The sequence below is a fragment of the Actinomadura sp. NAK00032 genome (assembly GCF_013364275.1).
GTDB lineage: Bacteria > Actinomycetota > Actinomycetes > Streptosporangiales > Streptosporangiaceae > Spirillospora.
Window position 1 is genome coordinate 1820910 of record NZ_CP054932.1, and the last position, 18581, is coordinate 1839490.

The 18581-nt window shown below is 73.5% G+C and carries 12 protein-coding genes; 6 read left to right on the plus strand and 6 right to left on the minus strand.

Annotated elements, in window-relative coordinates:
• The first annotated feature begins 8 nt into the window (after positions 1–8).
• A complete protein-coding gene (locus HUT06_RS08545; protein ID WP_176195217.1) occupies positions 9–1037 on the plus strand; it encodes a hypothetical protein in 1029 nt (342 codons plus the stop codon).
• On the opposite strand, the gene HUT06_RS08550 is transcribed toward HUT06_RS08545, so the two are convergent.
• The 3 genes from HUT06_RS08550 to HUT06_RS08560 form a co-directional block, all read right to left on the minus strand.
• Positions 987–2414, minus strand: a complete 1428-nt coding sequence (locus tag HUT06_RS08550) for an O-antigen ligase (RefSeq protein ID WP_176195218.1) — start codon at positions 2412–2414, stop codon at positions 987–989. The two genes, HUT06_RS08545 and HUT06_RS08550, sit on opposite strands and share 51 nt — an antisense overlap.
• 115 nt (positions 2415–2529) lie before the next feature.
• The gene (locus tag HUT06_RS08555; RefSeq protein WP_176195219.1) at positions 2530–4338 is read right to left on the minus strand and encodes a right-handed parallel beta-helix repeat-containing protein; all 1809 of its coding nucleotides are present in this window, start codon (positions 4336–4338) and stop codon (positions 2530–2532) included.
• A 99-nt stretch (positions 4339–4437) separates the two neighbouring features.
• Complete coding sequence (locus HUT06_RS08560) at positions 4438–5022, minus strand: hypothetical protein (RefSeq protein WP_176195220.1); 585 nt, start codon at positions 5020–5022, stop codon at positions 4438–4440.
• 264 nt (positions 5023–5286) lie between these two features.
• Here HUT06_RS08560 and HUT06_RS08565 point away from each other — a divergent pair, with 264 nt between their 5' ends.
• The gene (locus HUT06_RS08565; protein WP_176195221.1) at positions 5287–8454 is read left to right on the plus strand and encodes a LamG-like jellyroll fold domain-containing protein; all 3168 of its coding nucleotides are present in this window, start codon (positions 5287–5289) and stop codon (positions 8452–8454) included.
• 294 nt (positions 8455–8748) lie between these two features.
• Entirely contained in the window at positions 8749–10359 is a 1611-nt protein-coding gene (locus tag HUT06_RS08570; RefSeq protein WP_176195222.1) for a hypothetical protein, read from the plus strand.
• A 114-nt stretch (positions 10360–10473) separates the two neighbouring features.
• Here the strand turns inward: HUT06_RS08570 and HUT06_RS08575 are convergent, their stop codons facing one another.
• Entirely contained in the window at positions 10474–11604 is a 1131-nt protein-coding gene (locus HUT06_RS08575) for a DUF1972 domain-containing protein (RefSeq protein ID WP_176195223.1), read from the minus strand.
• 161 nt (positions 11605–11765) lie between these two features.
• On the opposite strand from HUT06_RS08575, the gene HUT06_RS08580 reads away from it, so the two are divergent.
• From HUT06_RS08580 to HUT06_RS08590, 3 genes are read left to right on the plus strand one after another with little or no spacing between them, the layout of a single operon-like run.
• Entirely contained in the window at positions 11766–12926 is a 1161-nt protein-coding gene (locus HUT06_RS08580; protein WP_254715050.1) for a glycosyltransferase family 4 protein, read from the plus strand.
• Between the two features lie 36 nt (positions 12927–12962).
• Positions 12963–14642, plus strand: a complete 1680-nt coding sequence (locus HUT06_RS08585; protein ID WP_176195224.1) for a hypothetical protein — start codon at positions 12963–12965, stop codon at positions 14640–14642.
• A complete protein-coding gene (locus HUT06_RS08590; protein WP_176195225.1) occupies positions 14639–15955 on the plus strand; it encodes a lipopolysaccharide biosynthesis protein in 1317 nt (438 codons plus the stop codon). Before HUT06_RS08585 ends, HUT06_RS08590 begins: the two co-directional genes overlap by 4 nt.
• Here the strand turns inward: HUT06_RS08590 and HUT06_RS08595 are convergent.
• On the minus strand, positions 15932–16870 hold the full coding sequence (locus HUT06_RS08595) for a sulfite exporter TauE/SafE family protein (protein ID WP_176195226.1): 939 nt from the start codon (positions 16868–16870) through the stop codon (positions 15932–15934). The two genes, HUT06_RS08590 and HUT06_RS08595, sit on opposite strands and share 24 nt — an antisense overlap.
• A 120-nt stretch (positions 16871–16990) precedes the next feature.
• Positions 16991–18472: an adenylyl-sulfate kinase gene (gene cysC, locus HUT06_RS08600; protein WP_176195227.1), complete on the minus strand. Its 1482-nt coding sequence runs from the start codon at positions 18470–18472 to the stop codon at positions 16991–16993.
• Positions 18473–18581: the final 109 nt, after the last annotated feature.

Sequence of the window (18581 nt, forward strand, 5' to 3'; positions counted from 1 at the left end):
CTCCCCGAGTGCTTCGGTCCGCCGCGGGCGGCGCGGCGGTGGCGCTCGTGGTGCTGACCGGGCCGGCGGCGCTGGCGGCACCGACACCGTCACCGTCACCGGCCGTGACGAGCACGGCCCCCGCCAAGGCCCGCTTCCGCCCGGCCGACCCCCGCCTCACCCGGCCCGCCGCCCTGGTCGCCGGGATGGCCCACCCGGACATCTGGTGGACGGTCGCGACGGCGGGCGGCCGGCCCATGCTGTTCGCGCTCGACACCAAGGGCCGCACCCGCGCCGCGTACACGCTGGCCGGGGCGTCGGCGGGCACGCGCCTGGACGCGGTCACGGTCGTGAAGAACTCCGCCGGCGAGGCCGGGCTGTTCCTCTGCGAGCTGAACGCGGGGCAGAGCGGCGGTTTCACCCTGCACCGCGTCGCCGAGCCCGCCCAGCTGACGGGCGGCACGCTGCCGGTCAAGTCGTTCAAGGTGGCCTACCCGGACGGCGGCCACGCGGCCAGCACCCTCATCGCCGACCCCGACGAGAGCCGGCTCTACGTCATCACCACGGGCGAGGACTCCGCGGCCGTCTTCGCGCTGCCCAGCATCCTCGGCCCCGGCAAGAACGCGCTGACCCGGCTGCGGAGCCTGCCGTTCCCCGTGCGCGGCGGCCAGTTCGCCCGGGACGGCCGGGTCGTCCTGAAGTCCACCAAGGACGTGCGGGTCCTCGGCGGGATCCGCGAGGACGTCGGCCAGGTCGTGCGGACCGCGGCCTCGATGGCCGGGAAGGCGTTCGGCGTCACCTCCGACGGCAAGCAGGTGCTGCTCGCCGGCGGCGGCCTGCGGCCCGTCTTCCGGTCGGTCGTGCTGCCCGAGCCGAACGCGGCCACGCGGGCCCGGCCGACCATCTCGCTGCCGGTGACGGAGCGGGCCGCTCCCGTCGCGATCCCCGACAAGTCGGGCCTGCCCGGCGGGGTGATCGGCACCGGCGCGCTCGCCGGCCTGGTGCTGCTAGGCGTGCTCGTCGGGGGCTTCTACATACGCGGGCGCCGGCAGGGCTGACCCGGCCCGTCCGGGCACCGGGCCGGGGCCCAGCGCGCCGCCCGCGCCGTTCGCGCCGCCGGTGCCGAGCGCGCGGTCGTCGACCTCGGCGCGGACGGTGATCGGCGCCGCGGCGGCGGCCGGCAGCGGGTCGCCGCCCTGGCGGCGCAGCGTCTCCGCCCACGCGACCATGAGCAGCAGCCAGGCGCTCGCCACGTTGGCGGGGGCGGCGAGCCCCTCGGTGGTGATGCTGTCGACGAGGAAGAAGGCGAGCAGGCCGAGCAGCATGCCGGAGTCGGCGCGCAGCGTCCGCTGCCTGGACATCATCGTCAACACGAACGCGAGCGTCATCAGCAGCGCCGTGAACGCCGCCGCGCCGAGCACCCCCTCGTCCACCAGGGCGTTGACGAACGCGTTGTGCCCGCCGCCGAGGCCGATGTCGTCGAGGAACAGCCCGCGCGACGCGCCGAGCCCGTGCCCGAAGAACGGCTCCTTGGCGAAGGCGTCCATCGCGAACGTCCACAGCTCGGTCCGCGAGTTCAGCGAGGCGAGCTTCTCCGCGGACTCGCCGCGCGCCACGAACGCGAGGATCTTGTCGGAGAACGCGAGGACCGCGACGACGGAGACGGCCGCGCCCATCACCACCACGTCCACCCGGCCCTTGGGCCCGCGCGCGGCGAACAGCAGCACGACCAGCCCGGCGGCGCAGCCCAGCGCGGCGCCGCGCGTCCCGGTCGCGACGAGCGCGCCCGTCAGGACCGCCAGCGCGGTCAGGTACACGGCGGGATGCCAGAGCCGGTCCTGCGGCGTCGTCCAGCGGATCAGGTAGCCGACCGTCAGCAGCACCGCGACCGCGAGGTAGATCCCGGCCTGGACGGGGTGGACGTACAGCCAGTTGAACCGTTCCTCGGTGTGCGAGGTGCGCGGGAACGGGTGCGCGACGCCGATCGCGACCGACGCCACCACGATCGCGATGAACGCGTGCGAGAGCCGCCGCAGGTCGGCGGGCGTCGCGCGGGTCGCCAGGAACTGCGCCAGCAGCATCGTGATCACCAGTTGCGTGCCGCGCACGATGCCGAGCGACTTGAACGGCGACCACAGCGCCGAGAAGGCGGCGTACCCGACGAACACCCACGCCGACAGCAGCAGGCCGGAGACGCGGCGCCGCGGCAGCCGCAGCCCGAAGCTGTTCACCAGGTACAGCGCCGCCAGGCCGTAGACGGCGATCTCCACCAGCACGGTCAGGTCGGCGCTGCCGCCGACCGCCTGGTCGACGTCGCGGCTCCGCAGCTTGTAGTCGCTGGCGAGCATCAGTGCCAGCGGCAGCGTCGCGGCCCACCAGCCGGCGCTCGGCGCCGGCGGCCTGCGACGCGGGAACAGGCCCCTAACGGTGGTCATGGAAGGCTCCCGGCTCACTGAGGACGCGACCAAGAATACGGGTGCGGGGCGGGTGTCCCCGCTGCGTCGCGACCGCCCGGGACCGGCCCCCGCCCAGAGCGTGCGTGCGGGCGCGTCAGGACGTCCAGGCGCCGATGTGGCGGGTGCCGGGCCGCTTGCCGAGCAGCTTCGCGACGGCGGGCGGCAGCGGGACCGCCGCCTCGGCGTCGGCGTCCGCGCCCAGGGTGCGTTCGAGCATGCCCTCGGCCCCGGCCGCCGCCCGGGAATCGTGGAGCCGGCCCCGCGCCTCCTGCCCGGTCACCGACCGGAACCGGCCGAGATCGGCGTAGGGCTTGCCCATCCACACGATGAGCGCGCGCGGGTCGGCGGCGTCGGGCCGGACGTAGACGTTGCCGTTGACGGTCAGCCCGATCTCGCGCGCGGACCGCTCGTTGGTGTGGTCCTGCACGCAGAGCAGGCAGGGGCTGCCCGGCCTCGGGTCGGCGAGGGTGTTGTTGCTCACGGTCGTCTTGCCGATGCGCCAGGTCATCTCCGGGTCGGGGCCCTTCTGGCGCGGGTCGCGGCCGGGCGTGCCCGGGTCGTCGCGGCGGCGGGCGTCCTGGACGATGCGGATCGTCCGCCCGTTCCCGGCCATGGAGTTGTTCCACACCTGCACGTCGGAGGTGTTGTTGATCTTCAGCCCGTCGCCGTCGTTGGCGGCGATGACGTTGCCCGCGACGACCGCCTTCGCGCTGAGCTCCAGGGCGACGCCGTGGTCGGCGTTGCCGGTGATCCGGTTGCCGGTGAGCGTGATGTCGTAGACGGACTCGTCCATCCACACGCCCTTGCCGAGGTTGCCGGTGACCACGGCGTCGGTCACCGCCACCTTGCGGGACCGGGTGACCTTGATCCCGCCGGAGACCGGGGCGTACTTGAAGTGCTCCAGGTTGTTCTCGGCGCTGCGCACCCTCTCCAGCCGCAGGTCGTCGGCCTGGTTGGCGTGGACGCCGAGCATCCCGTTGCGGGTGCTGGTGACCCGCCGGACCCGGGCACCGGACGCGAGGACGCTGAGGCCGGTGGTGGCCGAGTCGGTGACCGCGACGTTCTCCACCGTGACGTCCGCGCCGGTGACCCGCACGGTGCCCAGCCGCGGCAGCGCGGTCGCGTACCGGCGCACCCCGACGCCGCGCAGCCGGGACCCCGCGCCCGCGATGGTGAACGCCTCGCCGAGCGTGCTCGCGCGGACGTCGTGGCCGCGCGGGTCGGAGCCCAGGTAGAGGCGGTGGGCCCGCTCGTCCACGTAGAAGCGGCCGCCCTTCACCTCCTCGAGCGACCCGACCTGCCGCTGCGGGACGCCGTCCACCCAGACCTGGTCGGGGTGCGCGGCCATCGGGTGGTCGGGCGAGACGAACTGGAAGTCGGCGTCGGGGCTGGCCTTCGCGCCGGCGGTGTAGGTCGGGCTGGAGTCGAACTTCGCCGTCCACCCGTCCCGGACCCAGGCGCCGCCGGCCGCCCGCCAGCCCGCGACGGGCGTGCTGCCGTCGAACCACACCGCCTCGCGCGGGTGCGGCTGGATCGTCAGCCGCTTGCCCGCCGGGACGGTCGCGGTCTGGTGGTAGACACCGCCGCGCAGGACGATCGTGCCGCCCGAGCGCGCCTTCGCGATCGCGGCGGCGAGGGTGCGCAGCGGGTGGTCGCGGCCGCCGTCGGCGCCGTCCTCCCCGGAGGGGGAGACGAAGAGCGCGCCGTCCGGCACCCGGTAGGAGGTGCTGCCGACGGGCGCGGCGCCGGGCGGCCCGTCCGCGTTCTCGGTGGCGGGGACGGTGTCGTTGTCACCGGGGATCTGCCAGCCGAGCAGGCCGACGCCGAGGACGAGGGGCAGCGCCAGGACCCTGACGGCGATGACTCGGCGCGGCCGTGCGGCGCGCTGCGGATGACGTGCCATGGCGTGACCTGTTCCTTTGCCCCCGGGATCCTCACTCAGAACGTACCCATGCCGAGCCCGCCCGGCCACCGGTTGCGGCCGGCCACCGGCAACGGCCGGTCAGCGCTGCAGCGAGCCGGTGAACAGGGCCGTCTTGTGCCGCTCGTCGAACTTGACGCCGATCACCACCGACTTGTAGCCGCTGGCCGGCAGGTCGAAGGCGTAGGACGCCGACTTCTGCGCGCCGGCCGCCACCGTGCCGTAGAAGTCGTTGATGTCGGCGTAGGAGGTGGGCCGCGCCTCGGCCTTGCGCGGGCCGTACCTGGCCACCACGCGGACCTTGTTGAGGTCGAGGGGCTTCGCCGACCCGTTGGTGAAGCGGAGCGTGAAGATGGTGAGCACCCGGCCGGTGATCTCGCCGGGGCCGGTCGCCTTGTTCTTGACGTAGCGGATGCCGCTGATCCGCACGCTGATCTTGTCGTTGTAGGTGACCGGCTTGCGCAGGCCCTCGGAGGACTTCAGGTCGAGCGAGCCGGGCGCGGCGTTCGCCGACGTCTCCGGCTGCGTGCTCGGCGGCGGGGGCGGGGTTCCCTTCCCCTCCGTCTTCTTCTTGCCGTCCGAGCAGCCCGTCACCGTCAATGCGAGGGCCAGTACCGCCCCCGTCGCGACGAGATGCTTGCGCGGACGCGCTCCCCGATGGGACATGCGGCATTCTCCTCGAACCATGAAAGAGGGGTGAGTGACCGGAATAGGACCGGTTCCGGGAAAAGTCAAACCGTGGGGTGAACAGTGTAGACGTGGGGCCTCGGTTACTCTGCCTTTACTCCGGTGACCGTGGGGGCCACTGGAGCGGAAGTTCAGGGGAACGGCTCAGTGAGATCTGTACCTTCGCATCGGCGCGTCTCGCGCGTCCGCAGAACGGCGATAGCCGCCGTCACCGCTTTCTCGGCCGCACTGCTCGGGGCCTTCGTGCCCGCGGGCGGTGCCGCGGCCGACACCGACCCGCCGCCGGGCACGCCGGCGACGGTCAGTGCCGACCCGCTGCCGACCTGGCAGGTCGACGGTGTCGTGTGGAGCATGGCGACGGTCGGCACGACGGTGTACGCCACCGGCAACTTCACCAAGGCGCGCCCGCCGGGGACGGCGGCGGGCAGTGCGCAGGAGGTGGAACGTAACAACATCCTGGCGTTCGACCTGACGACGGGGAACCTCATCACCTCGTTCGACCACTCGCTGAACGGCCAGGGCCTGCGGATCGTGGCGTCCCCGAGCGGGGACCGCGTCTACGTCGGCGGCGAGTTCACCGCGGTCGACGGCCAGGCGCGCAACCACGTCGCGGCCTTCGACACCGAGACGGGCGCGCTCGTCGCCGGGTTCGCGCCGAACGTCTCGGCCAAGGTGCGCGGCATCGCCGCGACGGACACGACCGTCTACCTGGGCGGGAACTTCTTCAACGTCAACGGCAAGTCGCGGACGCGGCTCGCGGCGGTGAAGGCGTCCGACGGCACCAACGTCGACACCTGGCGGCCCACCGCCGACGACGACGAGGTGTTCGCGCTGGCGATGGCGCCGGGCAACGAGCGGGTGCTGATCGGCGGCCGGTTCCAGAAGCTGAACGGCGTCCAGCAGGTGGGCATCGGCGCCGTCAACGCCACCGACGGCGCGTCCGCGACCTGGACGAGCAAGCCCGTCCCGGCGCGCGACGGCACCCACTTCTCCTACGTGACCGACCTGTTCGTGTCGGGCGACACCGTGTTCGCCTCGGCCGACGGCGAGGGCGTCCACTGGTTCGACGGGCGGTTCGCGGCCAAGGCCTCCAACGGCGACCTGGTGTGGCTGGACAACTGCTACGGCGCGACCTACGGCATCTTCGCGCAGGGCCAGTCGATCTACAGCGTGTCCCACGCGCACGACTGCGCCTCGCTCGGCGCATTCCCCGAGGTCACCCCGAGGCGCTGGCAGCGCGCCCTCGCCGAGACGGCGTACCCGACCGGCACCGACAAGGCGCCCCCGTCGAACAACAGCAACTACAACGGCCAGCCGGTCCCGAGCCTGCTCCAGTGGTTCCCGAGCCTGGCGATGGGGTCGTTCACCAAGCAGTACCAGGCCGCCTGGGCGATCACCGGGAACGACCGCTACATCGCGCTCGGCGGCGAGTTCCCCCGCGTGAACGGCAAGGCCCAGCAGGGGCTCGTCCGGTTCGCGCTGAAGGCCGACGCGCCGAACAAGACCGGCCCGGACGGCGGCGAGCTCGGCACCCCGACCGCCAAGAGCATGGCCGACGGCAGCGTCCGCGTCGCGTGGAAGACCACCTGGGACATGGACAACGCCACGCTGAAGTACGAGGTGCTCCGCGACGGCGGCACGACGCCGATCGGCAGCGTCGAGAAGTCCTCCAGCTTCTGGGACATGCCGACCGCGGCGTTCCTCGACACGACCGCCGAGCCGGGCACCGCGCACACCTACCGGGTCCGCGCGGTCGACCCCGCGGGCAACGCCGCCACCAGCGGCGCGTCCAACTCAGCGACGGCCGGCAGCGGCACCCCCGGTCCGTACACGGCGGAGGTCGGCGAGGACGGGGCGGCCGCCTACTGGCGCCTCGGCGAGACCAGCGGCCCCGGCTACGACTACGCCGGGGTGAACGACCTCACGCTCGGCTCGGGCACGACCCGCGGCCAGGCGGGCGCGCTGTCGGGCGACCCCGACCGCGCGGTGCGCTTCGGCGGCGGCTCCACGGGGACCGCGGCGAGCGGCACGGCGCCGACCCCGGAGGAATTCAGCATCGAGGCGTGGGTGAAGACGACGTCCACCGCCGGCGGGAAGATCATCGGGTACGGGAACGCCACCAGCGGCAACAGCAGCAAGAACGACCGCCACCTGTACATGACCAACAACGGGCGCGTCGTGTTCGGCGTCTACCCCGGAGCCACCAAGACGGTCGAGAGCGCGGCGGGCCTGAACGACGGCCAGTGGCACCACGTCGTCGGCAGCCTCTCCGGCACCGACGGCATGAAGCTGTACGTCGACGGCGCCCAGGTCGGCGCCGACCCGGCCGTCAAGAGCGCGCAGTCCTACGCAGGCTACTGGCGCATCGGCGGCGACAACCTCACCGGCTGGCCGAGCGCGCCGGCCAGCGGCTACCTGAACGGCACGATCGACGAGGTCGCCGTCTACCCGCGCGCGCTCACCGCGGCCCAGGTGACGCGCCACCACGGCGTCGGCACCGGCGCCGTCCAGCCGAACCAGCCGCCGTCCGCGGCGTTCACCTCGTCCTGCGACATGCTGGCGTGCGCCTTCGACGGGTCCGGCTCCGCCGACTCCGACGGGTCCATCGCGAGCTACGCGTGGGACTTCGGTGACGGGCACACCGGCACCGGCGCCACGCCGTCGCACACCTACGAGTCGGCCGGGAGCTACAACGTCAAGCTCACGGTCACCGACGACCAGGGCGCGACCGGCGAGGTGGTGCACGCAGTCAACGCGACGTCGAACATCCTCGCCGAGGACGCGTTCGGCCGGACGGTCGCCGACGGCTGGGGCACCGCCGACACCGGCGGCGCGTGGAGCCGGAACGGCTCCGGCGGCGTCCTGTCGGTCGACGGGGGCGCCGCGAAGGTCTCGCTGGGCGCGCCCACCAACAGCGGCGGCGGCTACCTCAGCACGGTGTCCGAGCAGGACACCGACCTGTCGTTCAAGCTGTCGGTCGACAAGGAGGGCACCGGCAACGGCGTGTACGTGTGGGCCGCCGGGCGCCGGATCCCCGGCGCCGGCGACTACCGGGCCAGGGTCAGGCTCCGGCCGTCCGGCGTGGTGTCGTTCCAGCTCAGCCGCACGGACGCGGGCAACGCCGAGACGGTCATCGTGGCGGAGCAGAACGTCGCAGGCCTGACCTACACGCCCGGGCAGCGGCTGCGGCTGCGGTTCCAGGTCACCGGGACGGCGCCGACGACGCTGAAGGGCAAGGTGTGGGCCGACGGCGCCACCGAGCCCGGCTGGCAGCTGACCGGCACCGACGACACCGCCGGGCTGCAGGTCCCCGGCGCGGTCGGGCTCCGCACGTACCTGGCGGGCAGCACCACCAACGCGCCCATCGTCGTGTCGGTGGACGACCTGAAGGCGGTGCGCGCCACCGGCTGACCGGTGCGCGCCACCGGCTGACCGGCCGCGGCGAAATGACCGCCGACGCGCGAAAGTGCCCCGAGGTTTACGCCTCGGGGCACTTTTCTTCATCCGGCGTTTCGTCCCGCGGGGCGAACCGCGAATCCATACTTCTGGACTTCGGTCACGATTTCATAAGGTGCCCGATCCGGCGCCGTCGGCGACCACTAGGATTCCGGGGATCGGAGTGACCTCAGGGGTCACTCGGGCCATATGCGCTAGGGGATGCGACTCGTGAGAGCTCTTTTGCGTCAGCGCCGGAGCGGCACGCGGGTGGGTGTGGCGGCAGCCGCCGCGCTCACGCTCGCGGGCGCCTCCTACATGCCGGCCGGCGCCGCGGCCGCGGACACCGCGCCGCCGTCGGGGACGCCGGCGACGGTGAGCGTCGATCCGCTGCCGACCTGGCAGGTCGACGGCGTCGTCTGGAGCATGACGACGGTCGGCAAGACCGTGTACGCCACCGGCAACTTCACCAAGGCGCGCCCGCCGGGTACGGCGCCGGGCAACGCCAAGGAGGTGGTGCGGAAGAACATCCTGGCGTTCGACCTGACGACCGGGAACCTCATCACCTCGTTCAACCACTCGCTGAACGGGCAGGGCCTGCGCATCGTGGCGTCCCCCGACGGCAAGCGGGTGTACGTCGGCGGCGAGTTCACCAGCGTCGACGGCAAGGCCCACAGCCGCCTCGCCGCGTTCGACACCGCGACCGGCAAGCTGGTCGACGCGTTCGCGCCGAAGGTGTCCAACAAGGTGCGCGGCATCGCGGCCACGAACTCCACCGTGTACTTCGGCGGGAACTTCTTCAACGTCAACGGCAAGTCGCGGACGCGGCTGGCGGCGGTGAAGGCCTCGAACGGCGCCAACGTCGACACGTGGCGGCCCACCGCCGACGACGACGAGGTGTTCGCGCTGGCGATGGCGCCGGGCAACGAGCGGGTGCTGATCGGCGGCCGGTTCCAGAAGCTGAACGGCGCGCAGCGCGTCGGCATCGGCGCGGTCAACGCCACCAACGGCGCGTCCGCGACCTGGACGAGCAAGCCCGTCCCAGCCCGCCAGGGCTCGAAGTTCTCCTACGTGACCGACCTGTTCGTGTCGGGCGACACCGTGTTCGCCTCGGCCGACGGCGAGGGCGTCCACTGGTTCGACGGGCGGTTCGCGGCCAAGGCCTCCAACGGCGACCTGGTGTGGCTGGACAACTGCTACGGCGCGACCTACGGCATCTTCGCGCAGGGCCAGTCGATCTACAGCGTGTCCCACGCGCACGACTGCGCCTCGCTCGGCGCGTTCCCCGAGGTCACCCCGAGGCGCTGGCAGCGCGCCCTCGCCGAGACCAGGGTCGCCACCGGCACCGACAAGGCGCCCCCGTCGAACAACAGCAACTACCGCAAGCAGCCCGTCCCGAGCCTGCTGCACTGGTTCCCGAGCCTGGCGATGGGGTCGTTCACCAAGCAGTACCAGGCCGCCTGGGCGGTCACCGGCAACGCCGACTACATCGCCATGGGCGGCGAGTTCCCGAGGGTGAACGGCAAGGCCCAGCAGGGCCTCGTGCGGTTCGCCACGAAGGCCAAGGCGCCGAACAAGTCGGGGCCGCTGACCTCCGGCTTCGCCGCGCCCACCGCGTACAAGACGGCGTGGTCCAAGAAGATCACCGTGTCCTGGAAGGCCACCTGGGACATGGACAACACGGCGCTCACCTACGAGGTCCTGCGCGACAAGGGCACCACGCCCGTCGCCACGCTGAAGAAGAACTCCAGCTTCTGGAACCTGCCGAAGATGAGCTTCACCGACGCCAACCCGCCCAAGGGCAAGCACACCTACAAGATCCGGGTGAAGGACGCCATGGGCAACACGATCACCAGCGCCGCCTCCAAGGCGGTCGGCTGACCGTCCGCACCTGAAGAACGCCCCCCGGCGGATCGCCGGGGGGCGTTCTTCATGTCCATGAGGTTCTATGTCCACGATTCACGGTGACCACAATCGGTCAGCCGGGCGGGACGGTCACCGGGGCCGGACGGTCTTGCGGGACAGCCGCCGCTCCATCAGGTCCGCGCAGAGCCGCTCGTAGGAGTCGGCCACGTCGTCCCACACGTAGCGCTCGGCGGCCCGCTTGCGCGCCGCCGCGCCGCGGTCGGCGGCGGCGCCCGGGTCGGCCTCCGCCGCCTCGATCCGCTCGGCCAGCTCGGCCGCGTCCGCGAAGAAGCGGCCCGCGTCCTCGCCCAGCACCTCGCGGTTGAAGTTGACGTCGAAGGCGAGCACGGACGCGCCCGCGCCCATCGCGCGCAGCAGCGACGGGTTCGTCCCGCCGACAGAGTGGCCGTGCACGTAGGTCAGCGCGCCCGCGTACAGGGCGTCCAGGAGGTCCTGGTCCCACACGCCGCCGAGGAAGGTGATGCGCGGGTCGTCGCCCGCGAGCTCCTTCACCCGCGCGGTGTACTCGTCGGCGTACGGCGCCGACCCCACCACCACGAGCGGCTTCCCGGCCCGGCTCCGCCGGTACCCCTCCACCGCCAGGTGCACGTGGTTCTCCGGCTCGAACCGGGCGACGACCAGGTGGTACCCGCCGGGCTCGTAGCCGGCCTCGGCGAGCTTCGCGGTGTCGGTCTCCGCGAGGATCGGCGCGCCGTAGGGGATGAACACCGACTCCGCGCCGAACCGCTCGCGGTAGTACTCCTGGATGCCGACGGCGTCGGCGATGAGCGCGTCCGACCAGCGCACCGCCATGGACTCGGCGGCCCGGTAGTAGCGCTGCCCCGTCCCGCTCCACTTGGTGCGCTTCCACTCCAGCCCGTCGACATGGGTGGCGACCGGGATCCGCAGCGTCCGCAGCACCGGCAGCAGCGGCGCGTTGGCGGCGTTGAAGACCAGCGCGACGTCCGCGCCCTCCCGCCCGATCTTGCCGCGGAACGCGTGCAGCACCGACAGCCCGGTGTGGCTGAGCGTCTCGGCGACCTTCTTCTCGATGGCGGGCAGGTGGATCAGCCGCATCCCGAGGTACTCGGGCTCGGGATGGCGCTCGCCGCGGCAGTAGACCATGACCTCGTGGCCGCGCGCCGCGAGCCGCTTGCCGATCTCCTCGACCGCCGTCTCGAACCCGCCGTACCGCGCCGGCACCCCGCGAGTACCTACCATGGCGATGCGCACCCTTACCCCCACCTCTTTACGGAATCCTGCCGTTGACGACCCGGCTCAGGGTACGCGTCGGGAGCCGGGCACCCCGGCGTTAAAAGGCAGTTAATCTAAAGGTCGCGCGAACTGGTACCCCGGGGGCGGGCGCGCCAGAAGGAGGGCAAGTGGCCGAACGGGACGCGAGGTCCACGGACGCGAGGTCCACGGACGCGAGGTCCACGGTGGTGCTGGCGCACCCCTCGCCCGACCTCTACGGCTCCGACCGGATGCTCATCGAGTCGGTGCGCTCGCTCGCGTCGCAGTGGCGCGTCATCGTCACCCTGCCCGCCGACGGGCCGCTGTCGGAGGCGCTGCGGGACGCGGGCGCCGAGATCGTCGTGCTGCCCGTCCCGGTGCTGCGCAAGGCGTACATGTCGCCGCTCGGGCTCGTCCGGCTCGCCGTCGCGACGCTGCGCGCGCTGCCGGCGGCCCGGCGGCTGCTGCGCCGGGAGCGGGCCGCCGCCCTCTACGTCAACACCGTCACGATCCCGGTGTGGCTGGCCGCCGGCAAGCTCGCCCGCGTGCCCGCGCTCTGCCACGTCCACGAGGCCGAGGACGGCGTGCCCGCGCCCGTGCGCGCCGCGCTGTCGGCGCCGCTGCGGCTGGCGAGGTCCCTGGTGGTGAACAGCCGGGCCAGCGCCGCCGCCCTCGGCCGCGCCGGGCGCCGCGCCCAGATCATCTACAACGGCGTCGAGGAGCCGCCCGAGGTGGTCGCGCCGCGCGCCGAGCCGGGCCCGCCCGCGCGGATCGCGCTGGTCGGCCGGCTGTCCCCGCGCAAGGGCTCGGACGTCGCGGTCAAAGCCGTCCGGATGCTCCGGGAGCGCGGGTACGATACGACCCTGACCTTGATCGGCAGCGTCTTTCCGGGTTACGAGTGGTTCGAGGACGAGCTGCGCGACCTCGCGGGCGATGACGGCGGGGTGGAGTTCGCGGGCTTCCGCGCCTCGGTGTGGAACTCGTTCGCCGCGGCGGACATCGCGATCGTCCCCTCGCGCGTCGAACCCTTCGGGAACGTCGCGGTCGAGGCGATGCTGGCCGGCCGGCCGGTGGTCGCCAGCGCCACCCAGGGGCTGGTCGAGATCGTCACCGACGGCGACAACGGCATCAGCGTGCCGCCCGACGACCCCGCGGCCCTCGCCGACGGGATCGCCCGTCTGCTCGACGACTGGAACGGCGCGCTGGTGATGGCCAAACGGGCCCGTGCCGACGCCGCCCGGCGGTTCGGCAAGGACCGCTACCACCGCGAGCTGCGGGAGGCCGTCCGCGGCCTGACCCGACCCGCCTAGCCACCTGTCCGCCGTTCTGAGGACCCAGAGCCCCCGATGACAGCACAGACCCCCGCAACCCCGGAGATCAGCCTCGTCGAGGCCGTCTGGCGCTACCGGCTGATGTCGCTCGTCATCGTGCTGGCCGCGCTGCTCGCCTCCGTCGCGGCCACACAGATCCTGTTCAGCGGCGCCACCGCGACCGCCAGGTTCGCCGTCACCGACCCCACGAACAACAACAACGCGCTGCGCGTGGGCGTCGTCTCCGGCCAGGGCTACGCCACCTACACCGCGCAGCGCGCGGTGTTCGCCGGCTCGACGCCGGTGATGGCCCGCGCCGCCCAGATCGTCAAGAGCAAGCGCGGCCCGAGCCTGAGCGGCGAGCAGCTCCGCGGCCGGGTGGAGACCTCCAGCAAGCCCGACGGCGGCGTGGTGGTGGTGACCGCGAAGGGCGACAGCATGCCCGAGGCCGCGATCATCGCCAACGCGGTGCTGCAGGCCTACCAGGAGGTCACCGTCTCCAGCAGCGTGGCGAAGCTCAATGAGCGGATCCAGAACCTGAAGGACCTGGAGACCAAGGTCACGCAGGACATGGAGCAGCTCCAGCCGGGCAGCCGGGCCTACAAGCTGCTCGCCAACCAGCTCGGCAAGTACCAGGCCGAGGAGAGCGGGCTGCTGTCGGCCCGGTCCAAGAGCAACGACGGCGTCCAGTTCCTCGACACCGCAGACCCGACCGCGCCGAACCCCAGCAAGCTGCCGCGCAACGCCGCGATCGGGTTCGCGATCGGCGCGATCCTCGCCTGCATCGTGTCGTTCCTGCGCGCGTCGGCGCCGCACCGCGGCGGCCGGTCGCGGCCCGGCCCGGTGCCCGCCGGCGCCCCGGCGGGCCCGGCCCTCGCGGGTCCCGGCGGCGGCGTGCCCGAGCTTCCGGTCGGGCGCCCCTACGACGAGTACCGGGGTCGCGCCGACGACGGCTACGGCATGGAACCGCCGTCCGCCGCGCCGGCCGGGGGCCGGGGGCGCCGGCCCCGCGGCCGGCAGGCCCCGCCGCCGCCCCCGGCCGACCGGAACGGCCGGCCGCGGCACGCCGACGACGCGGGCCTCGCCGCCCCGTCGGCCTCGGCGACGCAGATGATGCCGGCCGCCCCGCCGCCGCCCCCGGCGGAGCGGGACGCGGGCCGGCCGTCCCGGGTGAACGGCGCGGGCGCGTCCCGCTCGGGCTCGGGGTCGGCCTCGCGGTCCTCCTCCGGGACGTGGGGCACGCGCGTCGCGAGCAAGAACTCCGCCGCGTCCGGCAAGCCGCCGCGCCGGGGCACGCGCGGCAAGGGCCGCGCCGGTGAGTCCTCCGCGGAGGATGAAACACGCCCGGCGACCGGTTCGCCCGCGGATCCGCTGCTCGGCGGCGACGCCCCCGCCCTCGACCCCACCCGCACCGTCGAGGACCTCACCTTCGTGACCGATGAGCAGCTGCTCTCGGCCGGGCGCTCGTCGACCGGGCGGTCCTCGTCGTCGTCCTCGTCCTCGTCGTCTTCTTCGTCTTCGTCCAGCCGGTCCTCGTCGGGGCGGTCGTCGTCGGGCCGGTCCTCGTCGAGCCGGTCGTCGTCCGGGAAGCCGAAGTCCGGGGAGTCCGCGCCGGGCCGCACTCCGGCGGCCGACGCCGAGTCCGCCTCCGCCTCCGCCTCGGACGGCGAGGGAAAAGAGGACTCGTCCCTGATGCGCTACGACGCGGACAGGTGAGCCCGGAGGCGCCGGGGAAGGGCGTGGCGAAGGCCGGCGGGCTCGCCGGGAAGGCGGGGCGGCTGCTCGCGTCGGCGGGCGGCGCCGTCACCGTGCAGTTCGTGACGGCCGGCGGCAGCCTGGTGGTCCAGGCGCTCGGGGCGCGCACGCTCGGCGCGTCCGGCTACGGCGCCTACGCGTTGTTCTTCGCCGTCATCGTCATGATCACGGCGGTGCAGACGAGCTGGGTCGGCGACACCCTCACCGTCTTCGACCGGTTCGACCCGCGCATCCGGGGCGCGCTGATCCTGTCGGTGGCGGGCACCGTCCTGGCCGGCTCGGCGGCGGGGGCGCTCGTCTCCGCGCTGATGGGCCTCGCCGGGCCCGGCACCATCGGCGTCTTCGCGCTGCTGGTGGCGCTGTGGCTGCTGAACGAGACCGGCCGGCGGATCTTCACCGCCCGGATGGAGTTCTGGCGGCTGGCCGCCAACGACGCCTGCTACCTCGGCACGACGCTCGCGGTGCTCGGCTGCGCGCTCGCCCTCGGCGCGGACGCCTCCGTTGCGGTGCTGCTCGGCGCCATGTGCGCGGGGTGCGTCGCCTCGATCACGCTCGCCCGGCTGCGGCTCCCCGCCCGCGAGTACGCGCGGGCCCCGCTGCGCGGCACCGCGTTCCGGGAGATCCTGGAGTTCTCCGCGTGGCGGTCGGTGCAGGCCGGGATCCGGCCGACCGCGCTGCTGCTCGCCCGCGTCATGATCGCCGGTTTCGCGTCGACGGCGGCGCTCGCCGGGGTGGAGGCCGCGCGGCTGCTGCTCGCGCCCGCGCTGACGTTCGTCAACGGCGCCGGCTGGTTCCTGCTCGGCGACTTCGCGAAGGCGGAGCGGGCCGGCACGCCCATGCGGGCCCCGCAGGCGGTGCGGGCCTGCGGCCTGATGGCGGGCATCGCGCTGGTGATGAGCCTCGCCGGGATCCTGCTGGTCGACTGGCTCGGCCCGCTGGTGACCGGCGGCTCGTTCGAGGTGGACGCGGTGGCGCTCGGCGGCTGGGGCGTCTACGCGGTGTGCTTCGCGTGCACGCTGCCGCTGGCCAGCCTGGCGACGGCGCGCAAGCTGTCCCGGTCGGTGTTCGCCATCCGCGGGGTGGAGAGCGCGAGCGGGCTGACCGTCCTGCTCGTGCTGCTGGCCACCGACTCCGGGCACGCCTCGCTCGCCCCGTACTGCCTGGGCGCGGGCGGGCTGGTGTCGGCGTTCATGCTGTGGCGGATGCTGCGCCGGACCGATCCGCCGCGCGGCGGCCGGCCGGTGCCGGCGTCAGCGGACCAGCTCGTCGGCTGAGGCCGCGACCGCGTCCCCGGGCCCCGCCGCGGCGGGGGAGGGGCGGCGGCGCAGGACGAGCCAGGCGGCGACCGTGGCGGCGGTGAGGGCCACCATCGTCCAGGCGAGGGGGACGGCGCCGACGCCGAACATCTTCAGCGAGGACGCGACCAGGACGAGCGCCAGCACGCGGCGGATCAGCCCGCCCGGCGCGCGCGAGGAGATCCTGGAGCCGAGGTAGACGCCGGGGACGGAGCCGACGAGCAGGGCGGCGGTGACCTCCATGCGGAAGTCGCCGAACAGCAGGTGGCCGATGGCGGCGGCGAACACCAGCGGGACGGCCTGCAGCAGGTCGGTGCCGACGAGCTGGTTGGCCTTCAGCGCCGGGTACAGGGCGAGCAGCGCGACGATGATGAGCGAGCCGGACCCGACCGAGGTGATGCCGACGACGAGGCCGCCGACGATCCCGATGAGCACCGTCGGGACGGGCCGGACCACCACCTGCGGGGCCTCGTTCCCCGCCGCGCCCTCCTCGCCGCCGGCGCGGCCCCGGTGGGCCAGGTAGGCGCGCAGCACGAGGCCGATCGCCGCGATCATCAGCGCGACGCCCATGGCCTTGCTGATCAGGTCCTCGACGGAGTCGCCGTGGCCGAGCGCCCGCGCCAGCAGCACGCCGGAGAACGCGGCGGGCACCGAGCCCGCGCACAGCCAGCCGACCAGCCGCATGTTGATCGTGCCCTGCCGGTAGTGGACGGCGCTGCCCACCGGCTTCATCACGGCGGCGGCGACCAGGTCGCTGGACACGGCGGCGAGCGGGCTGACGCCGAAGAACGTGACGAGCATCGGTGTCATCAGCGCGCCGCCGCCCATCCCGGTGAGCCCGACGATGATGGCGACGAGGAACGAGCCCAGCGCCATCGTCCAATCGAAGTCCATCGGCATGACCTACCTGACATGTAGGAAAACTCGTCTACAGAGTAGAGGACGCCACTCGGGCGTGGTAACCCGGCTATAGACGGACAAACGAGACGGACGGGATAGAAGAGGCAAAGCCCGCTATGCGGGACGGACCCAGCCCCCAGCCACCAGCAGGTCGACGACCTTGCCGACCGCCTCCTGCGGTGCCATCCGCGAGGTGTCCAGCGTCAGGTCGGCGTCGTCCGGCTCCTCGTAGGGGTCGGAGATGCCGGTGAACTCCGGGATCTGCCCCGCGCGGGCCTTGGCGTACAGGCCCTTGCGGTCGCGGCGCTCGCACTCCTCCAGCGGCGTCGCGACGTGCACCAGGATGAAGTCGCCGACGGCGGACACCATCCGGCGGACCTCGGCGCGGGTCGCCGCGTAGGGGGCGATCGGCGCGCAGATCGCGGTGCCGCCGTGCCGGGTGATCTCGGCGGCGACGAACCCGATCCGGCGGATGTTGAGGTCGCGGTCGGCACGCGAGAACGTCAGGCCGGCCGACAGCATCCGCCGCACGACGTCGCCGTCCAGCAGGGTGACGGTCCGGCCGCCGCGCTCGATCAGCGCGTCCGACAGGCCGCGCGCGATCGTGGACTTGCCGGAGCCCGACAGCCCGGTGAAGAACACCGTGATCCCGCGCGAGCGCTTCGGCGGGCGGGCCAGCGCCAGCTCGGCGGCGACGGCCGGCGGGGTGAACCAGTCGGGCACGGGCTCGCCCGCGTCCAGCAGCTCGTGCAGCCGCTCCCGCGTCAGCTCGGCCTGCACGTGGTCGGGCTCGATGCGCGCGACCGGCCGCCATACCTCCACGTCGGCGTCGTAGGCCCACGGCTCGGGGACGACCAGCGGGATCGCGGTGCCCGCCAGCTCGGCGTCGGCGAGCAGGTGGGTGGCGCCGTAGGCGGCGGCGACGTGCGCGCGCAGGCGGACGTCGCGCTCGTCCTGCTCCGGGCCGGTGCCGCGCGCGGGCAGCGGCACCGGGATGATCCGGGCCCCGTCCGGCAGCTCCTTGCGGACGCCCAGCAGCGCGCGGACGAGCGACTCGTCGTGCTCACCGCCGAGCAGCGGCAGCACGAGCACCTGTGCGCTGAGCCGCTCGGCGACCTGCCGCAGTTGGCCGAGCTGCTTGCGGTGGAGGGGCTCGCGCGTGGCCACGGCGAGCAGGTTGCCCTCAGCGGGGTCGAGTTCGTCGGGGCGGCGGCGCAGGGCGTGGAAGGGGCCGTGCGCGGGGGCGCGCAGGCCCTCCAGCGGACCGGCGAGCCGCCACGCCTGGGTGGTCGGGTCCTGCCACGCCTCGGCGACCGTGAGCACGGCGAGCGGCACGCCCTCCGGGTCTTGCAGGACGATCCGCTCGTGCCCGGTCAGGTCCTTCGGGACGGTCAGCGTGACCGGGACCGGCCACGGGGTGCCGTCCGACAGCCGCCCGCCGGCGATCACCATCGCGGTGTCGAAGGAGCCGAGGAAGCCGCTCAGCGGGCGGTACACCCCGGCGAGGAGCAGTTCCAGATCGGCCAGCTCCACCGGGTCGGGGGTGCAGGCGGGCAGGTCGCGCAGCGTGTCGGGAAGGCCGGCTTCGGCGGTCACCGCGATCTCCGATCCCGCCCGGCGGCGGGGAGCCGGGCTCGTCCGTGTCAGTGGGAGTTTCCGCAGGAAAAATACTGCGCCGGCCCGGACCCGCGCACACCCGCCCCGC

Bases quoted from the DNA above. Each gene is read 5' to 3' on its own strand.
- HUT06_RS08550 (WP_176195218.1), bottom strand. From the start codon at position 2,414: ATGACCACCGTTAGGGGCCTGTTCCCGCGTCGCAGGCCGCCGGCGCCG.
- HUT06_RS08555 (WP_176195219.1), bottom strand. From the start codon at position 4,338: ATGGCACGTCATCCGCAGCGCGCCGCACGGCCGCGCCGAGTCATCGCC.
- HUT06_RS08560 (WP_176195220.1), bottom strand. From the start codon at position 5,022: ATGTCCCATCGGGGAGCGCGTCCGCGCAAGCATCTCGTCGCGACGGGG.
- HUT06_RS08575 (WP_176195223.1), bottom strand. From the start codon at position 11,604: ATGGTAGGTACTCGCGGGGTGCCGGCGCGGTACGGCGGGTTCGAGACG.
- HUT06_RS08585 (WP_176195224.1), top strand. From the start codon at position 12,963: ATGACAGCACAGACCCCCGCAACCCCGGAGATCAGCCTCGTCGAGGCC.
- HUT06_RS08595 (WP_176195226.1), bottom strand. From the start codon at position 16,870: ATGGACTTCGATTGGACGATGGCGCTGGGCTCGTTCCTCGTCGCCATC.